The organism is Pseudomonas zanjanensis (assembly GCF_014268745.2).
GTDB lineage: Bacteria > Pseudomonadota > Gammaproteobacteria > Pseudomonadales > Pseudomonadaceae > Aquipseudomonas > Aquipseudomonas zanjanensis.
Window position 1 is genome coordinate 1 of sequence record NZ_JABWRB020000007.1, and the last position, 25,969, is coordinate 25,969.

Annotated in this window: 21 protein-coding genes; 6 read left to right on the top strand and 15 right to left on the bottom strand. The window is 62.0% G+C overall.

The window, feature by feature from the left end; all coding sequences use genetic code 11:
• Positions 1-218: 218 nt before the first annotated feature.
• On the top strand, positions 219-1,352 hold the full coding sequence (locus HU715_RS25450) for an AGE family epimerase/isomerase (protein WP_186707820.1): 1,134 nt from the start codon (positions 219-221) through the stop codon (positions 1,350-1,352).
• 136 nt (positions 1,353-1,488) lie between these two features.
• Here the strand turns inward: HU715_RS25450 and HU715_RS25455 are convergent, their stop codons facing one another.
• The 8 genes from HU715_RS25455 to amaB form a co-directional block, all read right to left on the bottom strand.
• Positions 1,489-2,253: an SDR family oxidoreductase gene (locus tag HU715_RS25455; RefSeq protein WP_186707822.1), complete on the bottom strand. Its 765-nt coding sequence runs from the start codon at positions 2,251-2,253 to the stop codon at positions 1,489-1,491.
• 853 nt (positions 2,254-3,106) lie between these two features.
• Positions 3,107-3,823: an ABC transporter ATP-binding protein gene (locus HU715_RS25460; protein WP_018606262.1), complete on the bottom strand. Its 717-nt coding sequence runs from the start codon at positions 3,821-3,823 to the stop codon at positions 3,107-3,109.
• On the bottom strand, positions 3,820-4,692 hold the full coding sequence (locus HU715_RS25465; protein ID WP_057448281.1) for an ABC transporter ATP-binding protein: 873 nt from the start codon (positions 4,690-4,692) through the stop codon (positions 3,820-3,822). The genes HU715_RS25460 and HU715_RS25465 overlap by 4 nt, the downstream gene beginning before the upstream one ends.
• A complete protein-coding gene (livM, locus tag HU715_RS25470) occupies positions 4,689-5,969 on the bottom strand; it encodes a high-affinity branched-chain amino acid ABC transporter permease LivM (protein ID WP_186707824.1) in 1,281 nt (426 codons plus the stop codon). The genes HU715_RS25465 and livM overlap by 4 nt, the downstream gene beginning before the upstream one ends.
• A gap of 2 nt (positions 5,970-5,971) precedes the next feature.
• Positions 5,972-6,886 carry an ABC transporter permease subunit gene (locus HU715_RS25475; RefSeq protein WP_053117953.1) on the bottom strand — a complete coding sequence of 305 codons (915 nt, stop codon included), beginning with the start codon at positions 6,884-6,886 and terminating at the stop codon, positions 5,972-5,974.
• A gap of 253 nt (positions 6,887-7,139) precedes the next feature.
• Positions 7,140-8,276: a branched-chain amino acid ABC transporter substrate-binding protein gene (locus HU715_RS25480; RefSeq protein ID WP_186707826.1), complete on the bottom strand. Its 1,137-nt coding sequence runs from the start codon at positions 8,274-8,276 to the stop codon at positions 7,140-7,142.
• A 370-nt stretch (positions 8,277-8,646) separates the two neighbouring features.
• On the bottom strand, positions 8,647-9,930 hold the full coding sequence (gene amaA, locus HU715_RS25485; RefSeq protein WP_186707828.1) for an L-pipecolate oxidase: 1,284 nt from the start codon (positions 9,928-9,930) through the stop codon (positions 8,647-8,649).
• Between the two features lie 158 nt (positions 9,931-10,088).
• Complete coding sequence (gene amaB, locus HU715_RS25490) at positions 10,089-11,579, bottom strand: L-piperidine-6-carboxylate dehydrogenase (protein ID WP_186707830.1); 1,491 nt, start codon at positions 11,577-11,579, stop codon at positions 10,089-10,091.
• Between the two features lie 178 nt (positions 11,580-11,757).
• On the opposite strand from amaB, the gene HU715_RS25495 reads away from it, so the two are divergent.
• The 3 genes from HU715_RS25495 to nadE all read left to right on the top strand — a co-directional run bounded on the left by HU715_RS25495 (position 11,758) and on the right by nadE (position 14,972).
• Complete coding sequence (locus HU715_RS25495; RefSeq protein WP_186707832.1) at positions 11,758-12,666, top strand: LysR family transcriptional regulator; 909 nt, start codon at positions 11,758-11,760, stop codon at positions 12,664-12,666.
• A 247-nt stretch (positions 12,667-12,913) separates the two neighbouring features.
• Positions 12,914-14,140 (top strand): nicotinate phosphoribosyltransferase, encoded by a 1,227-nt coding sequence (pncB, locus tag HU715_RS25500; RefSeq protein WP_186707835.1) that lies wholly within the window; start codon positions 12,914-12,916, stop codon positions 14,138-14,140.
• Between the two features lie 4 nt (positions 14,141-14,144).
• A complete protein-coding gene (nadE, locus tag HU715_RS25505) occupies positions 14,145-14,972 on the top strand; it encodes an NAD(+) synthase (protein ID WP_186707837.1) in 828 nt (275 codons plus the stop codon).
• Positions 14,973-15,234: 262 nt separating this feature from the next.
• On the opposite strand, the gene azu is transcribed toward nadE, so the two are convergent.
• Positions 15,235-15,681: an azurin gene (gene azu, locus HU715_RS25510; protein WP_186707839.1), complete on the bottom strand. Its 447-nt coding sequence runs from the start codon at positions 15,679-15,681 to the stop codon at positions 15,235-15,237.
• A 341-nt stretch (positions 15,682-16,022) separates the two neighbouring features.
• Between azu and HU715_RS25515 the strand changes: the two genes are divergently transcribed.
• Positions 16,023-16,610, top strand: coding sequence for a cytokinin riboside 5'-monophosphate phosphoribohydrolase (locus HU715_RS25515; protein ID WP_186707841.1), 588 nt, complete (start codon positions 16,023-16,025; stop codon positions 16,608-16,610).
• 68 nt (positions 16,611-16,678) lie between these two features.
• Positions 16,679-16,864: a hypothetical protein gene (locus HU715_RS25520; RefSeq protein ID WP_186707843.1), complete on the top strand. Its 186-nt coding sequence runs from the start codon at positions 16,679-16,681 to the stop codon at positions 16,862-16,864.
• Positions 16,865-16,937: 73 nt separating this feature from the next.
• Here HU715_RS25520 and HU715_RS25525 read toward each other — a convergent pair whose 3' ends face one another.
• From HU715_RS25525 to ssp4, 6 genes are all read right to left on the bottom strand, one after another.
• The gene (locus tag HU715_RS25525) at positions 16,938-17,315 is read right to left on the bottom strand and encodes an NUDIX hydrolase (protein ID WP_186707845.1); all 378 of its coding nucleotides are present in this window, start codon (positions 17,313-17,315) and stop codon (positions 16,938-16,940) included.
• 149 nt (positions 17,316-17,464) lie between these two features.
• Positions 17,465-18,358, bottom strand: coding sequence for a transglutaminase family protein (locus HU715_RS25530; RefSeq protein WP_186707847.1), 894 nt, complete (start codon positions 18,356-18,358; stop codon positions 17,465-17,467).
• Positions 18,358-20,844, bottom strand: a complete 2,487-nt coding sequence (locus tag HU715_RS25535) for a circularly permuted type 2 ATP-grasp protein (RefSeq protein WP_186707849.1) — start codon at positions 20,842-20,844, stop codon at positions 18,358-18,360. Before HU715_RS25535 ends, HU715_RS25530 begins: the two co-directional genes overlap by 1 nt.
• Positions 20,845-21,052: 208 nt before the next feature.
• On the bottom strand, positions 21,053-24,346 hold the full coding sequence (locus HU715_RS25540) for a transglutaminase family protein (protein WP_186707851.1): 3,294 nt from the start codon (positions 24,344-24,346) through the stop codon (positions 21,053-21,055).
• 174 nt (positions 24,347-24,520) lie between these two features.
• Positions 24,521-24,982 (bottom strand): hypothetical protein, encoded by a 462-nt coding sequence (locus tag HU715_RS25545; RefSeq protein ID WP_186707853.1) that lies wholly within the window; start codon positions 24,980-24,982, stop codon positions 24,521-24,523.
• The gene (gene ssp4, locus HU715_RS25550) at positions 24,979-25,905 is read right to left on the bottom strand and encodes an Ssp4 family T6SS effector (RefSeq protein ID WP_186707855.1); all 927 of its coding nucleotides are present in this window, start codon (positions 25,903-25,905) and stop codon (positions 24,979-24,981) included. The genes HU715_RS25545 and ssp4 overlap by 4 nt, the downstream gene beginning before the upstream one ends.
• Between the last annotated feature and the right edge of the window lie 64 nt (positions 25,906-25,969).

The following is a 25,969-nucleotide window of genomic DNA, read 5'->3' on the forward strand; positions in this document are numbered from 1 at the left end:
CGAAGACGCCTTCGCGAGCAAGCCCGCTCCCACAGTTAGGTCGGTGTACGCCGCCTCCTGTGGGAGTGAGCCTGCTCCCGCAGCTTGATCGGTGTACACCGTACCCTGTGGGAGCGGGCTTGCTCGCGAAGGCGGCCTGATAGCCACCCCATCTCCCCAGGCCTGCCACTCTGCTACCATGTCGCGCAATCGCCCCCAAGCCGTGACGACGTCCGCCCATGCCTGATGCTTCCCGCCCCGCTCCCCCGCCTGAATTGACCGCCCTGTTCGCAACAGTGCGGCAGCATTTTCACGACGTGATCGTGCCGATGTGGCAAGGCCCGGGCTGGAATGCCGAACTGGCGCTGCCCTATGAATCCCTGGATGCCGAACATGCGCCGCTGCCGCCCCAGCGCTACCGGGCCATGGCCTGTGCGCGACAACTGTATGTGTTTGCGAGCCTGATTGGCGAAGTGCCCCAGGCCGAGGAACGGGCCAGCGCACTGTTCCGCTCGCTCCAGCGTCATTTCCACGATGCCGAACATGGCGGCTGGTTCTACAGCATCGACCCGCAAGGCGCGCCGCTGGACACCGGCAAGGACCTCTATACCCACGCGTTTATCCTGTTCGCCTGCGCCCATTACTGGGGCAAGGTCCGCGAACCGCTGGTGGAATCGGTGCTCAACGCGAGCCTGGAAGTCATCGCCCGGCGCTTTGCCAGCGTCGACGGTCTCTACGAAGCCAGCCTCAAGCGCGATTGGTCGACGACGGGTTCCGGCCCTTTGCAAAACCCGTTGATGCACCTGGCCGAAGCGTTTCTCGCCACCCTCTCGGTCCGCGAAGATGCCAACGTCCGCCAGGCGTTGCTGGACTTGTGCGACGGGATGGCCAAGCACTTCATCGATCCGCAGCAGCGGGTCATGATGGAAAAACCGCTCAAGGCTGTGGATAACTGGTTCGAGCCGGGCCACCAGTTCGAATGGTATTACTTGCTGGCCTCATCGCCGCTGTTGCGCAACGGCAAGTTGCACACGGCCCTGGAGCGCAGCTTCGGCCATACCGAACAACGCGGCGTCGATCCGGATTCCGCCGCGGTGTGCGCGATGCTGGCGGTGGACACACAAGCAGGCCCACGGGATGCCACCCAACGCATCTGGGCCCAGGCGGAATACCTGCGGGCGCTGACTTTGCGCCCGGACAATCAGGGGGCATTGCTACATCAACTACAGGCGTTGCGGCAGCATTTTCTTCATCCCCAAGGCTGGAATGAATGCCTCGACGCCGACGGCCTTGTCAGCCGCCGGGACATGCCGTCCACCACGCCGTATCACCTGCTGACCTGCTATCGCGGGCTGGCCGATTATCTGGCTTGATCCCACTGTGGCGAGGGAGCTTGCTCCCGCTGGGCCGCGCAGCGGCCCTAAAAAGCTTACGACTGCTTCGCAGCCGAGCGGGAGCAAGCTCCCTCGCCACAAGGGCTCAACATTTCCAGCTCAAGTACGTCAGCGGTCAGGCCTTGTTACGCTCAATCGCAAACCCAGCCCAGGTCTGGCTCACCGGCATCAGCTCCAGGCTGTTGATGTTGATGTGCGCCGGCGTGTTGAGCACCCAGAAAATCGTGTCGGCGATGTCTTGTGGCTGGATCGGCTCGGCGCCGGCATAGGTCGCGTTGTAACGCGCCTGGTCGCCACCGAAGCGCACCAGGGAGAATTCGCTTTCGCACAGGCCCGGCTCGATGTTGCTCACCCGCACGCCCGTGCCTTGCAGGTCGCAACGCAGGTTCAGGGAGAACTGTTTGACGAACGCCTTGCTCGCGCCATACACATGGCTGCCCGGATACGGGTAATTGCCGGCAATGGAACCCAGGTTGACGATCCCGGCGCCACGGCCATGGGCGATCAGGCGCGGCAACAGCAGGCGGGTGCTGTAGATCAGCCCTTTGACATTGGTGTCGACCATGGTGTCCCAGTCATCGAGGTCGCACTTGGGCGCCGGGTCGACGCCCAAGGCCAGGCCGGCGTTGTTGATCAGCCCGCGCAACGTGGCGAAGGACGGCGGCAGGTTGGCGATGGCCTCTTCCATGGCCTTGCGATCGCGCACGTCCAGGACCAGGCCATGGACTTCGGTCTGCTTCGACAGCTCGGCACAAAGGGCATTGAGGCGTTCTTCACGACGACCGGTCAGCACCAGTTTCCAACCGGCCTCGGCAAAACGTCGGGCACAGGCTTCACCAAAACCGGATGTCGCGCCGGTGATAAACAGGGTGTCAGACATCGTGTTCTCCTTGTTGGAACTTCAAAAGCCGTTGAATGGAATCGGCCCACAGCATGCCCGGCCTGATACGTCGTGGGCAAGGTTTGCACACGCGCTTTTTGGGCCACAGCTGCTCATAAAACAACCAATCCACGCCAGGCCTTGCCCAGCAAGGGCCGCAGCCGGTTGCCCGCACCTTATCCACAGGCACGTCCACAGTAATCGGGGGCAAGTGCAAACCCCACAGGCCGCTGTGCATAAGGCTTTGCGGGGTATTTGGAAAATTTTTTCGCTTGACCCTGCAACTCAGGTTGTGCAACGCAAGTTATCTGCTATAAGTCAGCGCCCCAGAGGCGATGGCTCCAAGCCAGTAACCACGGCCCTCAGCGCGGTCTTTCCAGAGTTTAATCACAGACTTATCCACAGGCTTGCTCATAGACTTCCGAGCCCATTCCAGTGCTCACAAAACTGTTGACAACTGCCGCTCACGCTTGACCTAAAACGCCTGATCAAAAAACGATCACAGCCCTGCAAGCCACGTAATCAAAGGCTTTCAGCCAGCTACTCCCACGTTACCCACAGCCAGTTCCACAGCAAACGGGGACAAGTCAAAACCGTGACAAAACAACTGTTTGCGGCGACTTTATGTCGCGGTTTCGCAGGGGCTCAGGATTGTTGTCCACAATTCCTGAAACCATACAAATTCCCCCTGTGGGAGCGGGCTTGCTCGCGAAGGCGGCGTGTCAGTCGACATCAATATGTCTGATCCACCGCTTTCGCGAGCAGGCTCGCTCCCACAGGGGATGGCGGTGATAGGGGAGAGATAAAAAAACCGGCGATTCACTCGCCGGTTTTTTTCATTGCTTCAACCGCCTCAATGCCCACCCAGGTACGCGTTGCGCACCTCTTCGTTGGCGAGCAGTTCCTTGCCGGTGCCGGTCAGGCGGATTTCACCATTGACCATCACATAAGCCCGGTCCGACAGCCTGAGGGCGTGGTTGGCGTTCTGTTCCACCAGGAAAATGGTCATCCCGGTGGAGGCCAGTTCACGCAGGGTGGCGAAGATCTGTTTCACCACGATCGGCGCCAACCCCAGGCTCGGCTCATCAAGCAACAACAACTTCGGCCGGCTCATCAATGCCCGGGCGATGGCGAGCATTTGCTGCTCGCCGCCGGACATGGTCATGGCCCGCTGGTTGCGGCGCTCCTTGAGCCGCGGGAACAGCTCGAACATGCGTTGCATGTCTTCGCTGGCGTATTTGTCACCGATGGGAATGGTGCCCATCAGCAGGTTTTCCTCGACCGTCATGTCGGGGAAAACCCGCCGCCCTTCTGGCGACTGCGCGATGCCGTTGGAAGCGATGTAGTGGGAGGACTTGTGGGTGATGTCCACGCCCTGGTAGATGATCTGCCCGCCCGCCGCGCGGGGCTGGCCAAAGATCGACATCAACAGCGTGGACTTGCCGGCACCGTTGGAGCCGATCAAGCTCACGGTCTCGCCTTCGCCAATGTGCATCGAGACTTTCTTCAGGGCCTGGATCGGCCCGTAGAACACGTCCAACTCCTTGAGTTCGAGGATAGGTCCACTCATACCAGTTCCTCTTCGTCGGCACCCAGGTAGGCCGCGATCACCTTCGGATCGTTGCGAATCGCCTCGGGACCACCCTCGGCGATCACGTTGCCGTGGTCCAGCACCACGATGTGGTCGGAAATGCTCATTACCATGCCCATGTCGTGTTCGATCAGCACCACGGTCAGATCATGCTCGTCGCGCAGCAGCCGGATCATCGCGCTCAGCGCTTCGGTTTCCTGAGGGTTGAGGCCGGCGGCCGGCTCGTCGAGACAGATGATCTGCGGACGCGTGCACATTGCCCGGGCGATTTCCAGGCGCCGTTGCTGGCCGTAGGAAAGCTCCCCGGCCAGGCGGTTGGCGCAATCCACCAGGTCCACAACCTCCAGCCAATAGAACGCATGGTCCAGGGCGTCGCTTTCAGCCTTGCGGTAACCCTTGGTATTGAGGATACCCGCCACCAGGCTGCGGTTGACCCACATGTGCTGGGCCACCAGCAGGTTTTCCAGCACCGACATTTCCTTGAACAGGCGAATGTTCTGGAAGGTACGCGCCAGGCCGGCGCGGTTCACCAGGTGGGTGCCGCCGAACATCTTGTAGTACAGCCGGCTGGCGAAGGATTTCGGCGAGACGAAGTCGGTCGGGCGGAACGCTTCGCCCAACAACTTGATGACGTTGGTCTGCTCGCCGCGCACGTTGAGTTCAATCTTGCCGCCCGAAGCCTTGTAGAAACCGGTCAGGCAGTTGAACACCGTGGTCTTGCCCGCACCGTTGGGGCCGATTAGCGCGAAGATCGAGTTGCGCTTGACCTGCAGGCTGACATCGCTGAGGGCCTTGATGCCACCGAACTGCATCATCAGGTTTTCAACTTTGAGTACGACTTCGCTCATGGCGCTACCCCCTTGCGCGGCGTCACACCGGTACGGCTGATACGGATCAAGCCGCGCGGGCGCCAGATCATCATCAACACCATCAGTACGCCGAACAGCAGCACCCGGTATTCAGAGAAACTGCGCAAAAGCTCCGGCGCCACGGTGAGCACGAAGGCGGCAATCACCACGCCGACCGTCGACCCCATGCCGCCCAGCACCACGATCGCCAGGATCAACGCCGACTCGAAGAAGGTGAACGACGACGGGTTGACGAAGCCCTGGTAACTGGCGAAGAACACCCCGGCCAGGCCAGCTGTGGACGCGCCGATGGTGAAGGCCGAGAGCTTGACCAGCACATGGTTCAGGCCCATGGAGCGGCAGGCGATCTCATCCTCGCGCAGGGCCTCCCAGGCACGTCCGACCGGCATGCGCGTCAGGCGATGCTTGATGTAGAGCACCAGCAATACCGTGATGAACAGCACGATGTAGATGAACAGGAATTTGATGTTGGGGTTGTAGTCGAGGCCGAAGAACTCATGGAACGGCACCCCGCCATCTTTCGCTCGTCGGCCGAACTCCAGGCCGAAAAAGGTTGGCGACGGCACGGGCATGCCATTCGGCCCGCCAGTGAACGACAGCCAGTTGTTCAGCACCAACCGGATGATCTCACCGAACCCCAGGGTCACGATGGCCAGGTAGTCACCGTGCATTCGTAACACCGGGAATCCCAATATGCACCCCGCCATCGCCGCCGCGATGGCCGCCAGCGGCAATACGGTCCAGAAACCCAGCCCCAGGTATTGATAGCCCAGCGCCAGGCCATAGGCACCGATGGCATAGAACGCCACGTAACCCAGGTCGAGCAGCCCCGCCAGGCCGACCACGATGTTCAGACCCAGGCCCAACAACACATAGATCAGCCCGAGGATGACCACAGTGAGCACGTACTTATTGGCGAAGAACGGAAACACGATGGCAATCACGATCAGCGCCGGAATGATCCAGCGCAGCCGCGACTTGTAGTCTGGTGGCAGCACATGCACGCCGGAGCCGGTGCTTTCGAAGCCCTGGAGAATCTTCAGTCCCTTGGGGGTTTGCAGGAACAGGCTCAAGGCAAAACGGCCGATCATCACGATCGCCACCAACCAGCCGACCCGGGCCGGTTGCAGGTTGAAGCTGTAGCCGTCGAGCACCACGCCGACAATCGGCCCGAACACGATCAGCGAGATCAGCCCGGCCAGGATCGCGTCGATGACGCTCTGTTTGATATCAAGCGGTTTATTGGCAGCAGACATACTTATACCTTCGCCACGAGTGGGCGACCCAACAGGCCCTGGGGACGGAAAATCAGAATCAGCACCAACAGCGAGAAACTGAACACGTCTTTGTAGTCAGAGTTGATCAGACCGGAGAACAGCGACTCGGAGATCCCGAGGATGATCCCGCCGAGCATCGCCCCAGGCAGGGAGCCAATGCCGCCGAGTACCGCTGCGGTGAACGCCTTGATGCCGATGATGAAGCCGGCATAGAAGTCGAACGTGCCGTAGTTCATGGTGATCAGCACGCCGGCCAGGGCCGCCATGGCTGCACCGATGATGAACACGTAGGAAATCACCCGGTCGGTGTTGATCCCCAGGATCGAGGCCATCTTGCGGTCTTGCTGGGTGGCGCGGCACATGCGCCCGAGCTTGGTGTATTTGATGATGTAGGTCAGCGCGGCCATCCCGGCGAACGCAGCGACCAGGATGAAAATCTTGGTGTAGGTGAGCTGGACGAAACCGCTGCCGATGTCGACGCGCATGGCGCCTTCGAGCAGCGTCGGGATCCCTTGTTGACGGGCGCCCTGGCTGATTTGTGCATAGTTCTGCAAGATCAGCGAGATGCCGATGGCACTGATCAGCGGTGCCAGCCGGGTGGAGTTGCGCAGGGGTTTGTAGGCGACGCGTTCGATGACCCAGCCGTATACGCCGGTGACCACGACCGTGAACACGAGGGTGCCAAGGATCATTAGCGGAAAGGATTCAATACCGAAGTAAGCCAGCAGAGCCAGACTGATTGCCGCGAGGTAAGCGGAAATCATGTAAACCTCGCCATGGGCGAAGTTGATCATGCCGATGATGCCGTAGACCATTGTGTAGCCGATGGCGATCAGACCATAGACCGACCCGAGGGTCAGGCCATTGATCAGTTGCTGCAGGAAAATACCATCCATAACGCAATCTCACGCAGTGAGACAGCACATCCCGGGGACGCGACGACGGGTTCGAAGCCCAGCGCCAAAGGATGTGCGGCTCGTAGAAAAAAACAGACGGGCCTTTGGCTAATGCCAATCAGGACAGGGTGAACACAGTCTCCGTGGCGAGGGAGCTTGCTCCCGCTGGACTGCGCAGCAGTCCCCTTTTTGGGGCCGCTACGCGCCCCAGCGGGAGCAAGCTCCCTCGCCACAGGCTAGTCATCCCTTCAAATTACTTCTGTTTTTCCAACTGGTGGTATTTGCCGTCCTTGTCCCACTGGTAGACCACGTAGTCGGAGACTTTCAGGTCGCCCTTGGTGTCCCACTCCTTCTTGCCCATCACGGTCTGGACAGGGTTGGCCTTGAGCCACTTGGCCGCATCCTCGCCTTTGTTGGACTTGGCGCCGTTGAAGCCGGCGGCCAGGGCCTGGACCGAAGCGTAGGCGTACAGGGTGTAACCTTCAGGCTCGGTGCCGTTCTTGCGGAACTCTTCAACCACGACCTTGCTGTCTGGCAGCAGGCGCGGGTCGGCGCCGAAGGTCATGTACACGCCATCGACGTATTGCGCGCCGCCGGCGGTGGTGACCAGTTCGTCGGTGACAATGCCATCGTCGGACATGAACTTCACGTCCTTGAGGCCTTGCTCACGTAACTGGCGAACCAGCGGACCGGCTTCCGGATGCAGGCCACCGAAGTAGACCACGTCGGCGCCAGCCCCACGGATCTTGGTGACCACGGCGCTGAAGTCTTTCTCGCCACGGGTCAGGCCTTCGTACAGCACCGGGGTCACGCCGCGCTTGATCAGTTGTGCCTTGGTGGCATCCGCCAGGCCTTGGCCATAGGTGTCCTTGTCATGCAGGACAACGACTTTCTTGCCCTTGAGCACGTCGACGATGTAGTCGCCGGCCACGATGCCCTGCTGGTCGTCACGACCGCACATGCGGAACATCGCGCTGAGGCCGCGCTCGGTCACGGCCGGGTTGGTCGAGCCGGGGGTGATGGCGATGATGCCGGCTTCGTCGTAGACCTCGGAGGCCGGGATGGTGTTGGACGAGCAGAAGTGCCCGACCACGCCAATCACCTTGTCCTGGTCAACCAGGCGGTTGGCCACGGCCACGGCCTGCTTGGGCTCGCAAGCATCGTCACCGGCAACCAGTACGATCTTCTCGCCGTTGACGCCACCCGCTTTGTTAATGACATCGGCCGCTGCCTGCGCACCCTTCATGTACTGCTCGCCAAATGCAGCGTTGGCGCCGGTCATCGGCCCCGCCACACCAAATTTCACATCAGCTTGAGCAAACGCAGAAACACCCAATGCAGCTGCCACTGCGAGGGCCAGGAAACCTTTCTTGTAAAACGTCTGGGACATGAGGTGGTGCTCCAAGGTTTTTTTTAGTTGGCACTGCGACTTCATTTCACTGAAAAGCTCAGAGCAAGGGCCGTGCCATCGGTTTTTTATTCTGAAAAAAGTCGCTGCTTTATTGTTATTTCGACTGTTTCGAGCCCTTTTTCATGGGGCGTGCAACCGTCTAAACCGCACGAGGTGCAACCTTTTATTTAAATGGGTGAAACCCTCCGTGAGCCATCATTGCAACCATCACACGAAACGGCGTGCAACCTCTGTGTAACAACCCACGTCACCGAACTGCACACTGTCGGTGCGCGACTGCTACAAGCCGCACCATAACAGGCTAGACGCTACGCCGGAAAACGCGGGTTCCAGCAACAATTTTCAACACTCAAATGACGATCCGCAGGCACTGGCCCGCGTGATACAGCGAAAAACCGGCCTCATACAGGCAACTGCGCAACCCCACCCCGGCCAGTGGCTGCATGGGCGCGAACGGGATCGGCAGGGCCTGGGCGTTACCGTGGCAGAGGTAATCGGCGAACGCCTTGCCGACCACCGTACCGGTGGTCACGCCCCGGCCGTTGTAGCCGGTCACGGCCACCAGCCCGGGGGCCGGTTCGAACAGGCGCATCAGATGATCGGGGGTAAAGGCGATGCAACCGGTCCAGGTGCATTCCCACTCCACCGGCTTGAGATAAGGAAAATAGTGTTGCTGTACTCGGTCGGCCCAGGCCTTGAGGAACCAGGTCGGCTTGCGGTTGCCGTTGCCCAGGCTGCCCAGCAGCAAGCGGCCGTCCTTGTCCCGGCGGATGCTGCTCAGCACCTGGCGGGTATCCCACGAACCCTGGCCGCCTGGCAGGATGCGGCGGGCGGCCTCGTCGGTCAGCGGGACCGAGGCGACCTGATAGTAATAGCCAGGGAAAAAATTGCGCCGCAGCTCGGTCCAGTCGCCCTCGGTGTAGGCGTTGGAGGCAATCACCACCTGCTCGGCCAGCACCGAACCCTGGGCGGTTAGCACCGACCAGCGCTGGCCTTGGCGTTCCAGGCGGGTCACCGGGGAATGGTCGAACAACTGGCCGCCCAGGTCCGTTGCGGCCTTGGCCAACCCGCTGGTGTAGGCCATCGGGTTGAGCGTGCCGGCGCGGCGGTCGAGTAATGCCGCAGCGATTTTCGAGGTGCCGGTCGCCTCCGCGCAGGCCTGGCCGGTGAGCAACTCCACCGGGGCGCCACGGCGTTTCCATTGTGCCTCGCGACTGCGCAGGTCGGCCTCGCCCCGGGCGTTATGGGCCATGTGCAGGGTGCCTTCGCGACGCAACTGGCAATCGATGCTGTATTTATCGATGAGACTGAACACCAAGGCTGGCGCAGCCCCCAGCATGCGGTTGAGCTGGCTGCCCACCGCCTCGCCGAACCCGGCCTCGATGTCATCCGGCGGGATCCACAGCCCGGCGTTCACCAGGCCGACGTTGCGTCCCGACCCGCCCTGCCCGGCCCGATGGGCTTCCAGCACAGCCACGCGCTTGCCTTGTTCGAGCAAGTGCACCGCCGCCGACAGCCCGGTGAAGCCTGCGCCGATCACACAGACATCCACCGTGATTTCACCGGTGAGCGCGGTGTTTTCAGGCCTTTGCGGCGTCAGTTTTTCCCACAGACACTCTTCGCGTAACGGCATTGCCAGACTCCGGAAATGAAACCTAACCACTACACCATTCCATTTGTGGGAGCGGGCTTGCTCGCGAAGGCAGTTGGCCTGTCAACACTAATGTTGAGTGACAGTCCGCTTTCGCGAGCAAGCCCGCTCCCACATGGGATCACCGCTTGGCTCAAGCCTTAATCGAACGTAATCCCCTGCGCCAACGGCAACTCCAACGAGTAATTCACGGTGTTGGTCTGGCGGCGCATGTAGCCGCGCCAGGCGTCGGAGCCGGATTCGCGACCGCCGCCGGTTTCTTTTTCGCCGCCGAACGCGCCGCCGATTTCCGCGCCGCTCGGGCCGATGTTGACGTTGGCGATGCCACAGTCGCTGCCCACGGCCGACATGAACTGCTCGGCTTCACGCACGTCGGTGGTGAAGATGCAGGACGACAGGCCCTGAGGCACGGCATTGTTCAAGTGCAGGGCCTCGGCAAAGTCCTTGTAGCCGACCACGTACAGGATCGGCGCGAAGGTTTCATGGCGCACCACATCACTCTGCTCGGGCATCTCGACGATGGCCGGCGAGACGTAATAGGCATTCGGGAATTGGTCTTCAAGCTGGCGCTTGCCACCAAACACGCGACCGCCTTCGCTCAAGGCCTGCTCTAGCGCGTCCTGCATGCCCTCGAAGCTGTGCTTGTCGATCAGCGGTCCGACCAGGTTGCCTTCCAGCGGATGGCCAATGCGCACTTTCGAATAGGCGGCCTTGAGGCGGGTGACGATCTCTTCCTTCACCGACTCATGGGCAATCAGGCGACGCAGGGTGGTGCAACGCTGGCCGGCGGTGCCGACGGCGCTGAACAGGATGGCGCGCACGGCCATGTCCAGGTCGGCGCTCGGCGCCAGGATCATGGCGTTGTTGCCGCCCAGCTCCAGGATGCTGCGGGCGAAACGCGCGGCGACTTTCGGCGCCACTTCACGGCCCATGCGGGTGCTGCCGGTGGCGCTGATCAAGGCCACGCGCGGGTCATCCACCAGCGCTTCACCGGCATCGCGACCGCCGATGATCACCTGGCTCAGGTACGGTGGCGCGTCGCTGAAGTTCTTCAGCACGCGCTCGAACAGCGCCTGGCACGCCAGGGCGGTGAGTGGGGTCTTTTCCGACGGTTTCCAGATCACCGAGTTGCCGCAGACCAGGGCCAGCGTGGTGTTCCAGGCCCAGACCGCGACGGGGAAGTTGAAGGCACTGATCACCCCGACCACGCCCAGCGGATGCCAGGATTCACGCATGTGGTGGCCTGGGCGTTCGGAGGCGATGGTCAAACCGTACAACTGGCGGGACAGGCCGACGGCGAAGTCGCAGATGTCGATCATCTCTTGCACTTCACCCAGGCCTTCCTGGGTGATCTTGCCGGCTTCCCAGGACACCAGCTCGCCGAGATCGGCCTTGTATTCACGCAACAGATCGCCGAATTGACGCACCAGCTCGCCGCGACGCGGGGCCGGCACCTTGCGCCACAGGTCGAAGGCATGCTCGGCACGGCTGACCTGCTGCTCGACTTCAGCGGCGCCTTCCCAGTTCACGGCGCCGATACGACTGCCATCGATAGGCGAATGCACCGGCTGCGCGCCGCCCTGGTACAAGGCCGGATTGACGCCCAGACGATCAAGCAATGCAGCAACCATGGGTAACTCCTCTAAACGAGCGATAAAAGATTGGCAGGCGGGCAATCACGTCTGCTCAGGCCTCTAGTTTTAGCTGGCTCGAGTCTTGCCAACAAACGACCATTAAGCGAGATATCATTCCGTTTATTCATGCTGCCCCTGACTCGATTTATAGAGCAACAAGAAAAAGGCCCTCGTCATGCTCAATAAGCGCTATTTACCATCGATAACCGCCCTCCAGTGCTTCGAAGCCGTGACCCGCCACCTGAGCTTTACCCGTGCCGCCGAAGAGCTTCACCTGACCCAGAGTGCCGTCAGCAAACAGGTCGCCCAGCTTGAGGAATTGTTGCAGCACCTGCTGTTCCGGCGCGTGCGCCGTCGCTTGCAGCTGACACCGGCCGGGGATTTGTATCTGGGGGAAGTACGAAAAATCCTCACCCAGGTGGAGATGTCTACCCATTACCTGCGGTCCTACGGTGGCGACACCGAAGTCCTGCGTGTTTCCACGCCCCCGACCTTTGGGGCTCGCTGGCTGGTCCCGCGCCTGAAAGGCTGGCGCCTGCGTCATCCGAAAATTCATCTGGACCTGTGCAGCGAGCAGGAAGCCGACGACTTGCAGCAGGGGCGCAGCGACCTGGCGTTCTACTTCGGCCAGGGTTCACGCCCTGGCACCGAGTCCCTGAGACTTTTCGACGAGGAGCTGGTGCCAGTCTGCGCGCCCGGCAGCCTACCCGGCCAGCCCTTCACCGACCCGACCCAATTGGCCGAGTTGGTGCTGCTGCAAAACGCCTCGCGACCCCAGGCCTGGCACGACTGGTTCGACAGCCAGGGCTACCACACCGAACACAGCTACCACGGCCCGCGTTTCGAAACCTTCTACATGTGCATTCGCGCCGCCCAGGTCGGCTGTGGCGTCGCCCTGCTGCCACGGTTCCTGGTGGAAGAAGAACTGGCCGACGGCAAGCTGGTCATCCCCTGGCCCCACGCAATGCCCAGCACCAGCGCCTATTACCTGGCCTATCCGGAGCATTCGGCGGAAGTACCCAAGGTGCGGCTTTTCGTGGAGTGGATGCTGGAGCAGATTGACAGCCCGGAAGTACCGCAATAACGGCACCCCACACAAACCCCGTGGCGAGGGAGCTTGCTCCCGCTCGGGTGCGAAGCACCCGCAAAAAAAGGGGAGCGCTTCGCACTCCAGCGGGAGCACGCTCCCTCGCCACAGTAAGCGCGCTCCCGCAAAGGCCTGAGGACTGTTAAAAAATCGCTGGCAAAACCCACCACGGTTATGCGCCACTAGCCGTTCACTGAACTGCCGAACTTCGCTGCCCACGGCTGCGGCCTGTCTGGAGAACCCTATGAGCGAGAGCGTATTTGCCGATCGTATCGTGCAGAACCTGCTCGACACCGACTTCTACAAACTGACGATGATGCAGGCGGTGCTGCACAACTACCCCAACGTCGAAGTCGAGTGGGAGTTCCGTTGCCGCAACAGCGAAGACCTGCGACCGTACCTGGCAGAGATCCGCTTCCAGATCGAGCGCCTGGCGGAGTTGAACCTGAGCGCTGACCAGTTGGGTTTCCTGGAGCGCATCAGCTTCCTCAAGCCGGACTTCCTACGCTTCCTGGGGCTGTTCCGCTTCAACCTGCGCTACGTGCACACCGGCATCGACAACGGCGAGCTGTTCATCCGCCTGCGCGGACCGTGGCTGCATGTGATCCTGTTCGAAGTGCCGCTGTTGGCCATCGTCAGCGAAGTGCGTAATCGCTATCGCTACCGTGAAGTCGTCCTGGAACAGACCCGCGAGCAGCTGTACCGCAAGTTCGACTGGTTGAGCGCCAACGCCAGCGCCGACGAGCTGTCCGAGCTGCAAGTCGCGGATTTCGGCACCCGTCGTCGGTTTTCCTTCCGCGTTCAGGAAGAAGTGGTCAACGTCCTCAAGCACGATTTCCCCGGGCGTTTCGTCGGCACCAGTAACGTCCACCTGTCCCGGGAGCTGGACATGAAACCCCTCGGCACCATGGCCCACGAGTGGATCATGGCCCATCAGCAACTGGGCCCGCGATTGATCGACAGCCAGATCGCCGCCCTCGATTGCTGGGTGCGTGAATACCGAGGCCTGCTGGGTATCGCGCTCACCGATTGCATCACCATGGACGCTTTCCTCAAGGACTTCGATCTGTTCTTCGCCAAGCTGTTCGACGGCTTGCGCCACGACTCGGGCGACCCGGTGATCTGGGCGGAAAAAGCCATTGCCCACTACCACAAGCTAGGCATCGACCCGATGAGCAAGACCCTGGTGTTCTCCGATAGCCTGACATTGCCCAAATGCCTGGAGATTTTTCGGGCGTTGCGTGGTCGCATTAATGTCAGCTTCGGTATCGGCACCCACCTGACCTGCGACATTCCGGGTGTCGAGCCGATGAGCATCGTGCTTAAAATGATCAGCTGTGCCGGGCAACCCGTGGCCAAGATTTCCGATGAGCCCGGCAAGACCCACTGCAAGGACCCGAATTTCGTCGCCTACATGCGACACGTTTTCCAAGTACCTGCCGCCCTTTCAGACGCATCAAGCAAGGAGTGAATTCATGCAAGCCGTACAGCGTGAGATTGCTGAACAGCTCAAGGTCCAGCCACCGTTCGCCAATGACGCCGCCCTCAAGGCCGAAATCGCCCGGCGAGTGAGCTTTATCCAGGATTGCCTGGTCAATTCCGGGCTCAAGTCCCTCGTGCTGGGCATCAGCGGGGGCGTCGACTCGCTGACCGCCGGGCTGCTGGCCCAACGCGCCATGCGCGAACTGCGGGAGAAAACCGGCAACTCGGCCTACAAGTTCATCGCCGTGCGCCTGCCGTACGAAACCCAGTTCGACGAACATGAAGCACAGGCCTGCGTGGACTTCATCGACCCGGACGAGCGCCATACCGTCAACATCGGCCCGGCGGTCAAGGCCTTGGCCGAGCAAGTCGCGGCGTTCGAGGGCAAGGCGGCGGTGTCGCGGGATTTCGTGCTGGGCAATACCAAGGCGCGGATGCGAATGGTGGCGCAGTACACCATCGCCGGGACCGAGCAGGGCTTGGTGATCGGCACTGACCATGCGGCTGAAGCGGTCATGGGTTTCTTCACCAAGTTCGGTGACGGTGCCTGCGACCTGGCACCGTTGAGCGGCCTGGTGAAAAACCAGGTCCGGGCCATCGCCAGGGATTTTGGCGCGCCGGAATCGCTGGTGGAAAAAGTCCCCACCGCCGACCTTGAAGACCTGTCACCCGGCAAGCCGGATGAAGCCTCCCACGGCGTGACCTACGCCGAGATCGATGCGTTCCTGCACGGCCAACCGGTTCGCGAAGAGGCGGCAAAAATCATTTGTGATACCTATCGCAAAACCGAGCACAAGCGCGTGATGCCGTACGCCCCGTAACCACCGCGACGGTGTGACAATCCCTGTGGGAGCGAGCCTGCTCGCGAAGGCGTCGCATCAGCGACATCATTGCTGACTGACACACCGCTTTCGCGAGCAGGCTCGCTCCCACAGGGGGCTTCATCGAATACAAGAGTTGTGTCGGATCAAGCTCAAAATGTGGGAGCGAGCCTGCTCGCGATTGCGGTGGGTCAGCTTGCATGGATGTTGAATGCGCTGACGCCATCGCGAGCAAGCTCGGCTCCCACAGGACAGGCGGTGGTTACTTCAGGGTAACGGTGCCCTTCATCATCGAGATGTGGCCCGGGAACGAGCAGAAGAAGCCGTACTTCTCGGAAGCACTGAGTTTCGACACGTCGAAGGTCACCGAGTCGGTTTCCTTGGCCCCAATGAGTTTGGTGTGGGCGATGACACGAGTATCACCGTCCTTGAGGTAGTTCTTGTCGATACCGGCGCTCAGACCATCGGTGGCGATCGGCTGCATGTCAGCCTCTTTGCTCAGCACCCAGTTATGGCCCATGACGTTTTTTGGCAAATTGCCCGAGTGCGTCAGCTCAACGGTGAACGTCTTGCAGCTCTTGTCGATTTCGATGGCCTTGGTGCTGAAGGACATCTGGTCGGTCGAGTCGATGGTGGTCTTGCACTCCGCTGCCATCAGTTGGCTGCTGGCCAGTGTCAACAGGGATACTGCTACAAGTTTGGCAAACATCGTGAATCTCCCAGGCATGGTTAACAAAATTCCGTCAAAGGAAAAGACTGCCTGATTTTCCGGCAAGTTCCTATGACCTGAGTCAAAGATTGTATACAACTTAAGCCTATCAGCCTGATGGACAGAATCAACCAGCCAGAAGTATGAGGCGGCCCTATGATCAGGCCCATCATCTTCTGGAGCGATCATCATGAACGTCAACAGCCTGCTGTGCAGCTTGCTCGCCGCCTACGCCTGCGGCGCCAGCGGTACCTACGAAAAGCCCCGGCGCGAGGTTTAAGTCCTTTGCGCAACACAGGCCAGGCTTTACTCTGGCGCGGTGACTGACCACGGAGTAAAGCATGTCCATCGCGTCTGTTTGTGTATTTTGCGGCGCCAGCACTGGCACCACTCCCGCGTATCGTGAAGCGGCGCAGGCCCTCGGCCGCGCCTTGGCGGAACGAAAACTGACCCTGGTCTACGGCGGCGGCGCTGTGGGATTGATGGGGATTGTCGCGGATGCGGCCCTGGCCGCTGGCGGCGAAGTCATCGGCATCATCCCGCAAAGCCTGAAGGACAAGGAGATCGGCCACAGCGGCCTGACCCGCCTGGAAGTGGTGGACGGCATGCACGCCCGCAAGGCGCGCATGGCTGAACTCAGCGATGCCTTCATCGCCCTGCCCGGCGGCCTCGGCACGCTGGAGGAGTTGTTCGAAGTCTGGACGTGGGGCCAGCTCGGCTATCACGGCAAACCGCTGGGGCTGCTGGAAGTGAACGGTTTCTACGGCAAGCTCACCGCTTTTCTCGATCATATCGTCGGCGAAGGCTTCGTCCGCGCGCCCCATCGTGACATGCTGCAAGTGAGCGAATCCGCGCAAAACCTGCTCGATGCCCTGGACGAATGGCAACCGTCCGTGCAGCCAAAGTGGGCCGAACAAAAACCCAGCTAACGGCTCGACCCCGATACAGGGCAGAATATGCGCCGCTCAACCTCACCTTCGACCCCAGAGGATCGCCCATGGCCAAACCCAATTATTCCTTCGCCAAACGTCAGAGAGACTTGGCCAAGGAGCAGAAGAAAGAGGAAAAGCTCCAGCGCAAGAAAGCAACCGCCGATGAAGCAGCACTGAACCCCGATGCCGAGGGTGAAGTGGCGGCAGACGATGATGTCGATGCACCGAAAGATCAGGCCCCCGACGCCTGACTCCCCCAGGGCCCGATGATCCGATCCGGCCCCCCGGTTTTGTGTCCAGGACCGGCAGCCTCGCTGCCGGCCCTCACAACCTCAGCGCCTTGATAATCGACAGGCGATAACCCGCAGGCAGGTTCACCGGCAATTGGTCCGGCGCGAACAGCCCGATCTCCTTGTGCTCATGACTGATGGTCGGCACGAAACCGCCCAGCAACTGGCAGCGGTACGTGGAGATGAAGACGTGCTTGCCGGCAATGACCTCGAACAGGTACGAATCCAGCGGCTCCCCCACACTCACCTCGACCGCCAGCTCCTCGGCGATCTCCCGTGCCAGGCATTGCGGCGCCGTTTCGCCCAGCTCGATCCGCCCGCCGGGCAGCTCCCACTCATCCCGCTCATTGAGCATCAGCACAACCAGGCCTTCGGGGGATTGCAGCACGCCTTTGATGGACACCGGGAACATAGCGGGACTCGCTGTTAATGAGTGTTTCCTGTGGCGAGGGAGCTTGCTCCCGCTGGGCCGCGTAGCGGCCCCCCAGGTATTTGAGCGGTTGCTGCGCAACCGAGCGGGAGCAAGCTCCCTCGCCACAGGTATTTCACTGGGCAATTGATTCATGACTCCAGCGGCATCACCGTCACCCGCACTTCGGGATCATGCGTACCGCCCCCCAAGATCACCCCGCGCAACGGCGACACATCGGAAAAATCCCGGCCCCAGGCCAAGGTGATGTGTTCCAGCGCCGGCTGTACATTATTGGTCGGGTCGAAATCCACCCAACCCAATACCGGGCAATACACTGAGACCCAGGCATGGGACGCATCGGCGCCAATCAGCCGGGGCTGGCCGGGCGGTGGCTGGGTCAGCAGGTAGCCGCTGACGTAACGTGCCGCCAAGCCGCGAGAGCGCACGCAGGCCAGCATCAAGTGGGCGAAGTCCTGGCAAACGCCCCGTCGCCGCTCCAGCACCTCCACCAACGGCGTCGCCACTTGGGTCGCCTCGGCATCGAAGGTGAACTCCTCGAAAATCTTCTCCATCAACGCTCGAACGCCCACCATCAGCGGTCGCCCTGGCGCAAAGCAGCTCTCGGAAAATTCGACGAAGCTGCGCTTGAGGTGCACGTAGGGTGACTCGAAACGGTAACGGCACGCCTCCAGTACTGGCGCTGCCAGTGGCCGGCCCGTGTAGGTCAGCGCGTTACAAGTCGTCTCCCAGGCCGGGGACAGGTTGAAATCCAGCTCGGGGCGGGCCAGCACCTCGACGCTCAGGCGCGCATTGACCAACAATTCATCATGGGGCCGCTCGAAAGCCAGGCGGGTCAGCGGATTGCCGAACACATCCTGTTCATCGCGCCGGGTCGTCGGTTCCGGACTGATGAGTAACTGCCGCTCAGTACAACGCTGCCAATCACAGGCCCGTGGCCACAGATGGGCAAGCTGCTGGGCCAGGGACACCGGGCTGTCGTAGTGGTAATGGGTGTCGTGGAGAATCTGGTAACGAGCGTTCATCAGACGGACACCGTGCGTTGGCTGACATCATCGACATGGGCGAAATGACGCAAGGCCAGGCGATCGGACACCTGGCCACTGACATCGGCCACTTCCTGCAACAGGTCGGCCAGCCCATCGAGTGCGGCGCGCAGGCTGGCTTCACCGAACAACGGGTTCTCCAGGCAACGCAGGTCAAAGCGCGACAGGCGTGCGACCAGTTCCGGCAAGGCGGTTTCCCGGGGCGCGGCGAAATCATCGTTCAAGCGCTTGAGGGTGCGGGTCACCAGTTTCAACTGGAAAAGCACCGCGTGGGGGTTCTGTTCGTCCAGCAGCAGCAAGTCCAGCACCGGAATCAACTGGGCCACCGCCAAATAGCGCGAGCGGTAGGTGATGCTGCTGTTACCCAGTTCCAGCAACCACTCCAGCCCGGCCTGGTCGAAGACCGCATCGCTGCGCAGGAACGCCGCCAGGCTGCTGCTGAGAAACTGCAGGCGCTCCAGGCGCCGGCCGATCATCAGGAAGCGCCAGCCTTCGTCGCGGGTCATGTCGTCCAGGGCGAAGCCGGACAGCGCCGCCAGGGACATCACCAACCGATTGAGAAAGTCCAGCAACTCGCCGAAATCCGCTTCCTCGGTTTCCAGCTCCATGGCTTCGCGCTGCAATTCCACCAGCGCCTGCCAGTTCTCCCGGGACAGCTTGCCGCGCACCTGCGAGGCGGCCCACTGCAAACGCTGGAGGTTGGAACGCAGGCTGAACGACCAGTCGTCCCCCAGCAGCGCCGCCAGCAAACGCTCGGGCAGTTCACCCTCTTCGGGCAGCAGCATCAGGCTTTCGCCCAAGGCCACCGCCGATTCCAAGGCCTGTGGATCATCGCCGTCGACATAACGCGCCAGCATGATCCGCAGCAACCGCGCGCTGCCATCGCAACGCTCGCAGTAGCGGCCGAACCAGAACAGGTTTTCCACCACTCGCGAAGGCAGGTACGGATCACGTCGAACCAGGTCATGAACCCCTACGGTTCGCTGGGCCTTCCATTGTTCACCGCCGGGGGCCTGCTCACTCAGCACCCAGGTGTCCTTGCTCGCGCCACCGCGCTGCATCGACACCACTTCGGCGTCGGCCTCGGCGGCCACCCGGGTCAGGCCACCCGGCAGGACCCGATAATCGTCTTTCCCGGACACGGCATACATGCGCATGCCGATTGCCCTCGGCTGGATCTGGCCATCTTCGGCCTGCCACACCGGCGCCTGGGACAGCTGTGCCAGTTCCTGGGCGACATAGGCATAGGGCCGTGCCTGCATGCGCGCCGCCAGTTGGGCACGCTGCGCCTCGCTCAGGTCGCGACCGAACACCGGGCTGAAACTCTGGGAGGGAAACGCCGGCTTGATCAACAAGTGCGGCAATTTTTCCAGGGCCTGGGCCAGCACCGGCGGCTCGCCGCACCACCAGGTGGCGATGGACGGCAGCAGCAGTTCTTCGCCGAACAGGTACTGGTTGATCTTCGGCAGGAACCCCAGCAGGCCCGGCGATTCCAGCACGCCACTGCCTAGGGCATTGGCCACCAGCACCCGGCCCTGGCGCACCGCTTCGAGCAAGCCCGGCACGCCGAGGGCCGAATCGGTGCGCAGCTCCAAGGGATCGCAGAAATCGTCGTCAAGCCGGCGCATGATGGCATGGACCCGGCGCAGGCCGCTGAGAGTCTTGAGATAGACCGTGGCGTCGCGGACGGTCAGGTCGCCGCCTTCCACCAGCGGATAGCCCAGTTGGCGCGCCAGGTAAAGATGCTCGAAATAGCTTTCGTTGAACCGCCCCGGTGTCAACAGCACCACCAGCGGCGACTCGCCGTCGCTGGGCGCCTGTCGCGCCAGGGTTTCCTGCAAGGTGCGAAAAAAACCGGACAGGTGCCGCACCTTGAGGTCGCGGTACAAGTCGGGGAAGGCGCGGGAAACGATCGTGCGGTTTTCCAGCGCGTACCCAGCCCCCGAAGGCGCCTGGGTCCGGTCCGCCGTGACCCACCAGCGACCATCGGGCGTGCGTGCCAGATCCACCGCGTACAAGTGCAGGAAGCTGCCGTCCGGCGGTGCGATGCCCTGGCAAGGCCAGAGGAAATTGTTGTGCCCGAAGACCAACTCCGCCGGCAACAGCCCTTCACTGATCAGCCGCTGCGGCCCATACAGGTCGGCCAGCACCGCATTGAGCAGGCGCGCACGCTGGGCGATCCCAGCTTGCAGATGCTTCCATTCCTGCGGGTCGATCACGTGGGGCAACAGGTCCAGTTCCCACGGCCGGTCGGCGCCTTTCGGATCGGCGTAGACGTTGTAGGTCACGCCGTTTTCCTGGATCTGCCGGGCCAGCAGGGCCTGACGCTGCAGCAGTTGGGCCGGCGTGCTGCGCTGCAACTGGTCGAACAGCCGCCGCCAGTGCGCACGCACCGCACCGCTGTCGTCCAGCAATTCGTGATAGGTGCCCGTCGTCAGCGGGTAACGGTCAAGCAGGTCAGGCATGGAAAGCTCGGCAGACAGCAATGAAAGGTGAGACTAGCGCAAGCGCATGACGCCCGGATAGGTGTGTTTGTGTTGGATCCGACCTGGGCTTTGAGACTGCAATCATTGTGGCGAGGGAGCTTGCTCCCGCTGGGTTGCGCAGCAGCCCCAAGATTTTACGGTCGCTGCGCAACCGAGCGGGAGCAAGCTCCCTCGCCACAAGGTCCACCTAGCGCTTTGGCGCCCCTGGAAAACGTCGCAGATCGAGCGTGAGCGGAAACTCGTCATCCACCGCCAGGCTCGGTATCGGCAGTTTCCCCGGCGTATGTCCGAGCCGGAAGAAACGCGCCATGCGCCGGCTCTCGGCCTCGTTGGCGTTCACCGGCAGGCTGTCATAGTTGCGCCCGCCCGGATGGGCCACGTGATACTGGCAGCCGCCCACGGAACGTTGCATCCAGGTGTCGAGCACGTCGAAAACCAACGGCGCATGCACCGGGATGGTCGGTTGCAGGCAGTTGGCCGGTTGCCAGGCACGGAACCGCACCCCGGCGACGAACTCGCCGACTCGACCGGTCGGTTGCAACGGCACCGCAACGCCGTTGCAGGTCAGCAGGTAGCGTTGCGGCGCCAGGCCGCTGAGCTTGACCTGCAAACGCTCCAGGGACGAATCCACATAACGCACGGTGCCGCCCACCGCGCCCTCTTCTCCCAGCACATGCCAAGGTTCGAGGGCTTGGCGCAATTGCAGCTCGATGCCGCTGACCGCGTAATCGCCCACCTTGGGAAAACGGAACTCCAGGTGCGCGGCGAACCACTCGGCCCGCAGCGGGTAGCCGACGGCGTTCAGTTCGTGGATGACGTCGGCAAAATCCTGCTCGATAAAGTGCGGCAACAGGAAGCGGTCATGCAGCTCGGTGCCCCAACGCGCCAGTTTCGCCGGCGCATACGGCTCGCGCCAGAACCGCGCCACCAGTGCCCGCAGCAGTAACTGCTGGGCCAGGCTCATGCGGGCGTGGGGCGGCATCTCGAACGCACGCAACTCCAACAGGCCGAGACGCCCGGTGGCGCCGTCCGGTGAATAGAGCTTGTCGACGCAGAATTCGGCACGGTGGGTGTTGCCGGTCACGTCGATCAACAGGTTGCGCAGCAAGCGGTCCACCAACCACGGCGGGCATTCCTCGCCGGGCTGGGGCATTTGCGCGAAGGCGATTTCCAGCTCGTACAACGCGTCGTTGCGCGCCTCGTCCACGCGGGGCGCCTGGGACGTCGGGCCGATGAACAATCCGGAAAACAAGTAGGACAACGACGGGTGGTTATGCCAGTAACTGATCAGGCTGCGCAGCAGATCGGGACGCCGCAGGAACGGTGAATCCGCCGGTGTCGCGCCACCCAGTACGAAATGGTTACCGCCACCGGTGCCGGTGTGCCGGCCATCGATCATGAATTTCTCGGTGGTCAGCCGGGTCTGTCGCGCTTCTTCGTACAAAAATTCAGTGCGCTCGACCAACTCATCCCAGCTTGCCGAGGGCTGCACGTTGACCTCGATCACACCAGGGTCGGGGGTGATGCGGAAATTGCTCAGGCGCGGGTCGCTTGGCGGCTCGTAGCCCTCCAACAGCACCGGACAGTGCAACTCCTCAGCCGTCGCCTCGATGGCACTGACCAGCTCCAGGTAATCCTCGACCCGCTCCAGCGGCGGCATGAACAAGTAAAGCCGGCCTTCGCGGGCCTCGGCACAAAAGGCGGTGCGGGTCAGCCAGTCGGCAGATTTGTCGATCTCCGGGACACGCTCCTGCTCGGCCGCCGACTCGCCGTGACGCGCCAACTGCTCGGTGCCGGGCAGTTCGGGCAAGTCCTGGTTCGGGTCGGTGGGATGGATGAACGGGTACTCGGCCGACGTCACCCAAGGCTGGGACGCCAGCGGCAAGCGATAGCCCAGGGGCGAATCCCCCGGCACCAGGCGACAATGATTGTCCCGCAGGTACCAGCGACCGCTTTGCCATTGATCGCCCTTGGCGGTGCGGGCCAACGGCAGGACCTGGCCGATGACCTTGTCCAGGCCCTGGCTGAAGACCTTGCGCAACCGCGCACGCTCCAAGGCATCCTCCAGGCGCGGGTCTTCGGCCGTGACGTTCGACGGCAACGCACCCTCGCGCCAGAGGTAATAGAAATTATCTTCGTAGGCAGGAAACACGAACCGCGCAGGGATTTTCAAACGCTCGGCAACGCTTGCCAGGAAGCGTCCAGCGAGTTCGCCATCGGCGCCGTAATCTTGCTGCTCGTCGGCGATCAACGCGCTGTTGTGCCAGATCGGCACCCCGTCGCGCCGCCAATAACAGTTCAGCGACCAGCGCGGCAATTGCTCGCCGGGGTACCACTTGCCCTGGCCGAAATGCACCAGCCCCTTGGGCGCGTAGTGGTTGCGCATGCGCTGGAACAGCTCGGCGGAGAGCCGACGCTTGTCCGGCCCAAGTGCCGCGGTGTTCCACTCGGCGCCGTCCGGGTCATCAATGGAGACAAAGGTCGGTTCGCCGCCCATGGTCAGGCGCACGTCGCCCTCCAGCAGGTCGGCATCGATCTGCCGCCCCAGGGCCTGGATCGCCAGCCATTGCGCATCGGTGTAAGGCTTGGTCACCCGCGGCGCTTCCCAGACACGCTCGACGGACATTTCGTGGCTGAACTCGCACTCGCACGGCTCCACCAAGCCGCTGATCGGTGCCGCCGAGGACGGATCGGGACTACAGGCCAACGGGATGTGGCCTTCACCGGCGAACAACCCAGAGGTCGCATCCAGGCCGATCCAGCCGGCACCGGGCAGGTAGACCTCGCACCAGGCATGCAGGTCGGTGAAATCCACGTCGGTGCCGGACGGGCCATCGAGGCTCTTCACGTCGGCGGTCAACTGGATCAGGTAACCGGAGACAAACCGCGCGGCCAAGCCGAGGTTTCGCAGCAACTGGACCAACAACCAGGCCGAGTCGCGGCACGAGCCGGACGCGTGCTCAAGGGTGTGCTCCGGGGTCTGGACACCGGGCTCCATGCGGATCAGGTAGTTGATGTCTTCGCTCAGGCGCTGGTTGAGCGCCACCAGGAAATCCACCGCCGGCAACGGCGTGCGGTCGATGCCCTCCAGATAGGCCTGGAACTTCGGCGTCAATGGCAGGGTTTCCAGGTAAGGCGCCAGCTCCTTGCGTTCGTCAGCCGCGTAGGTGAACGGAATCTTCTCGGCGTAGGGCTCGAGGAAGAAGTCGAACGGATTGAACACCGCCATTTCCGCCAGCAGGTCGACTTCGATCCGCATCTCCCGGGTTTTTTCGGGAAACACCAACCGCGCCAGGTAATTGCCCTGGGGGTCCTGCTGCCAGTTGATGAAATGCTGCTCGGGCGAAACCTTCAGCGCATAGGAAAGGATCCGCGTGCGGCTGTGGGCCGCCGGGCGCAGGCGAACGATCTGCGGGCCGAGTTCGACCGCGCGGTCGTAGCGGTAATGCGTGACGTGATGCAATGCGACATGGATCGACACGACGTGCCTCCTGCGAGCCTGAGCGGTAACGAAAGCGGCGCAAGACTTATGCCATGCAGGCAGGCCGGACACTTTCTTTGTCTACTCAAGGCAGTAGAGCACTAAAAACGCGCGATGCCCGAATTCATCTGCAACGCAATGCACATAAATGCGGCGCTGGCCGTGCGAATTGACTCAACGGCGCGAGCGTGGGGCCTTGGCGGCCTGGATGATAAGTTTGCGTTGGCGGCGAATGTCCACGAGTTTGCCGCGCATTTCCCGATGACGCTTGCTGTTGAGCAGCAAGAGCCCCAGCAGTGGCAGCAGCACCGCGAAGAGGTACGCGCCCTGATGCGGCCCATAAGCGAACGTCGGCAGCACCGCCACCAGACAGGCCAGGAAATACCCCGCCACCCACCAGACCGCCCAGGCGCGCCCGCGAGCGATCAAGAGGTTGCCCAAGACCAGGACGAGCACCAGGACCAAGGTGCCGAGCCCGACATAGTCGGTCCTGGTTGATGGCGCCAGGGCACGCCAATAAGTGCCCCCGGCCAACGCCAGCAGCGTGGACCCGGAAAAGCAGCCCAGCAGAATCGTCCCCATGAAGACCGGAAAATAACGGGCGAGGAAAGGCTTCAAGGATCCGCCACCGATCATTCCGTGAACTCCTCATACAGGCCAACGGCCACGGTCTTCACATGGCCGCCCCCGGTGTAGCTGCCAATGACGCCCAGGGCACCGCCCAACGAGTCCTTGATTTGCGTCAGGGTCGCGTGGCGGATCTCAGCGGAGGAATAACGCTTGGGCACGGCCCCCGCGCGCTGCTGCAACTTGAGCAGCTTTGCGGTCAGGCTCGGGTCCTTGAGCGTCAACAGCTCCTTGGTCAGCTTGCTGCGCTCCTGCCGATTGAGGCCCTTGAGCAACTGGTACCAACTCTTTCCGGTGCCGGCTGCTTTGTTGGCCTTGAGCAGCCGGACAGTCGTCAGGGCCGAGCCTCCCACACCCACCAGGGAAACCCCGTCAAGAATCGGCGACACGATGTTGTACCAGTCGGCGTCGTTCATCTCATCGTTGCCCGTCGGATTGGTCAGCTCATTGGCCACCCGCATCCCACCAATGACGCATTGCGCGGTACTGGCCGTCGCAGCGGCGGCGCCCAGGGCAACGACAAAGGCACTGGCCCCCGCCGTAAAGGGCACCGCGACGCTGCCACTGAACACCACTACCCAACCAATCACCGCGGCGACACAGGACAAGCCGGCATTGGTTGCTTCAAGCCCGAGCTTGGACTCGCGGGGGCTGCTTTTGACCTGATCGATGAATTGCTGCGGCGCGATGTATTTTTTCGCCTCGCGCAGCACGATGCGCTTGGGTGCGATGCTGCAGATCGGCTTGAATTCACGCAGCGTCACGACGTTGTAGTCGGAATCGACATACACCACACCAGCACCGGCGATGCCAGGATCGGCGTCGATGGCAGCGAACAGCCGTGGCAGGTTGACCTGGCTTTCGATGCGTTGGCGGGCCATGAACTGGGAGAAAGCCAAGTCCATGCCGATGCCCGTTGAAGCGCTGCTCATATGAATCGTCCTTGAGAATCGGAGGGTGAAACGTTATCCACACAGAACCCCTGTGGCGAGGGAG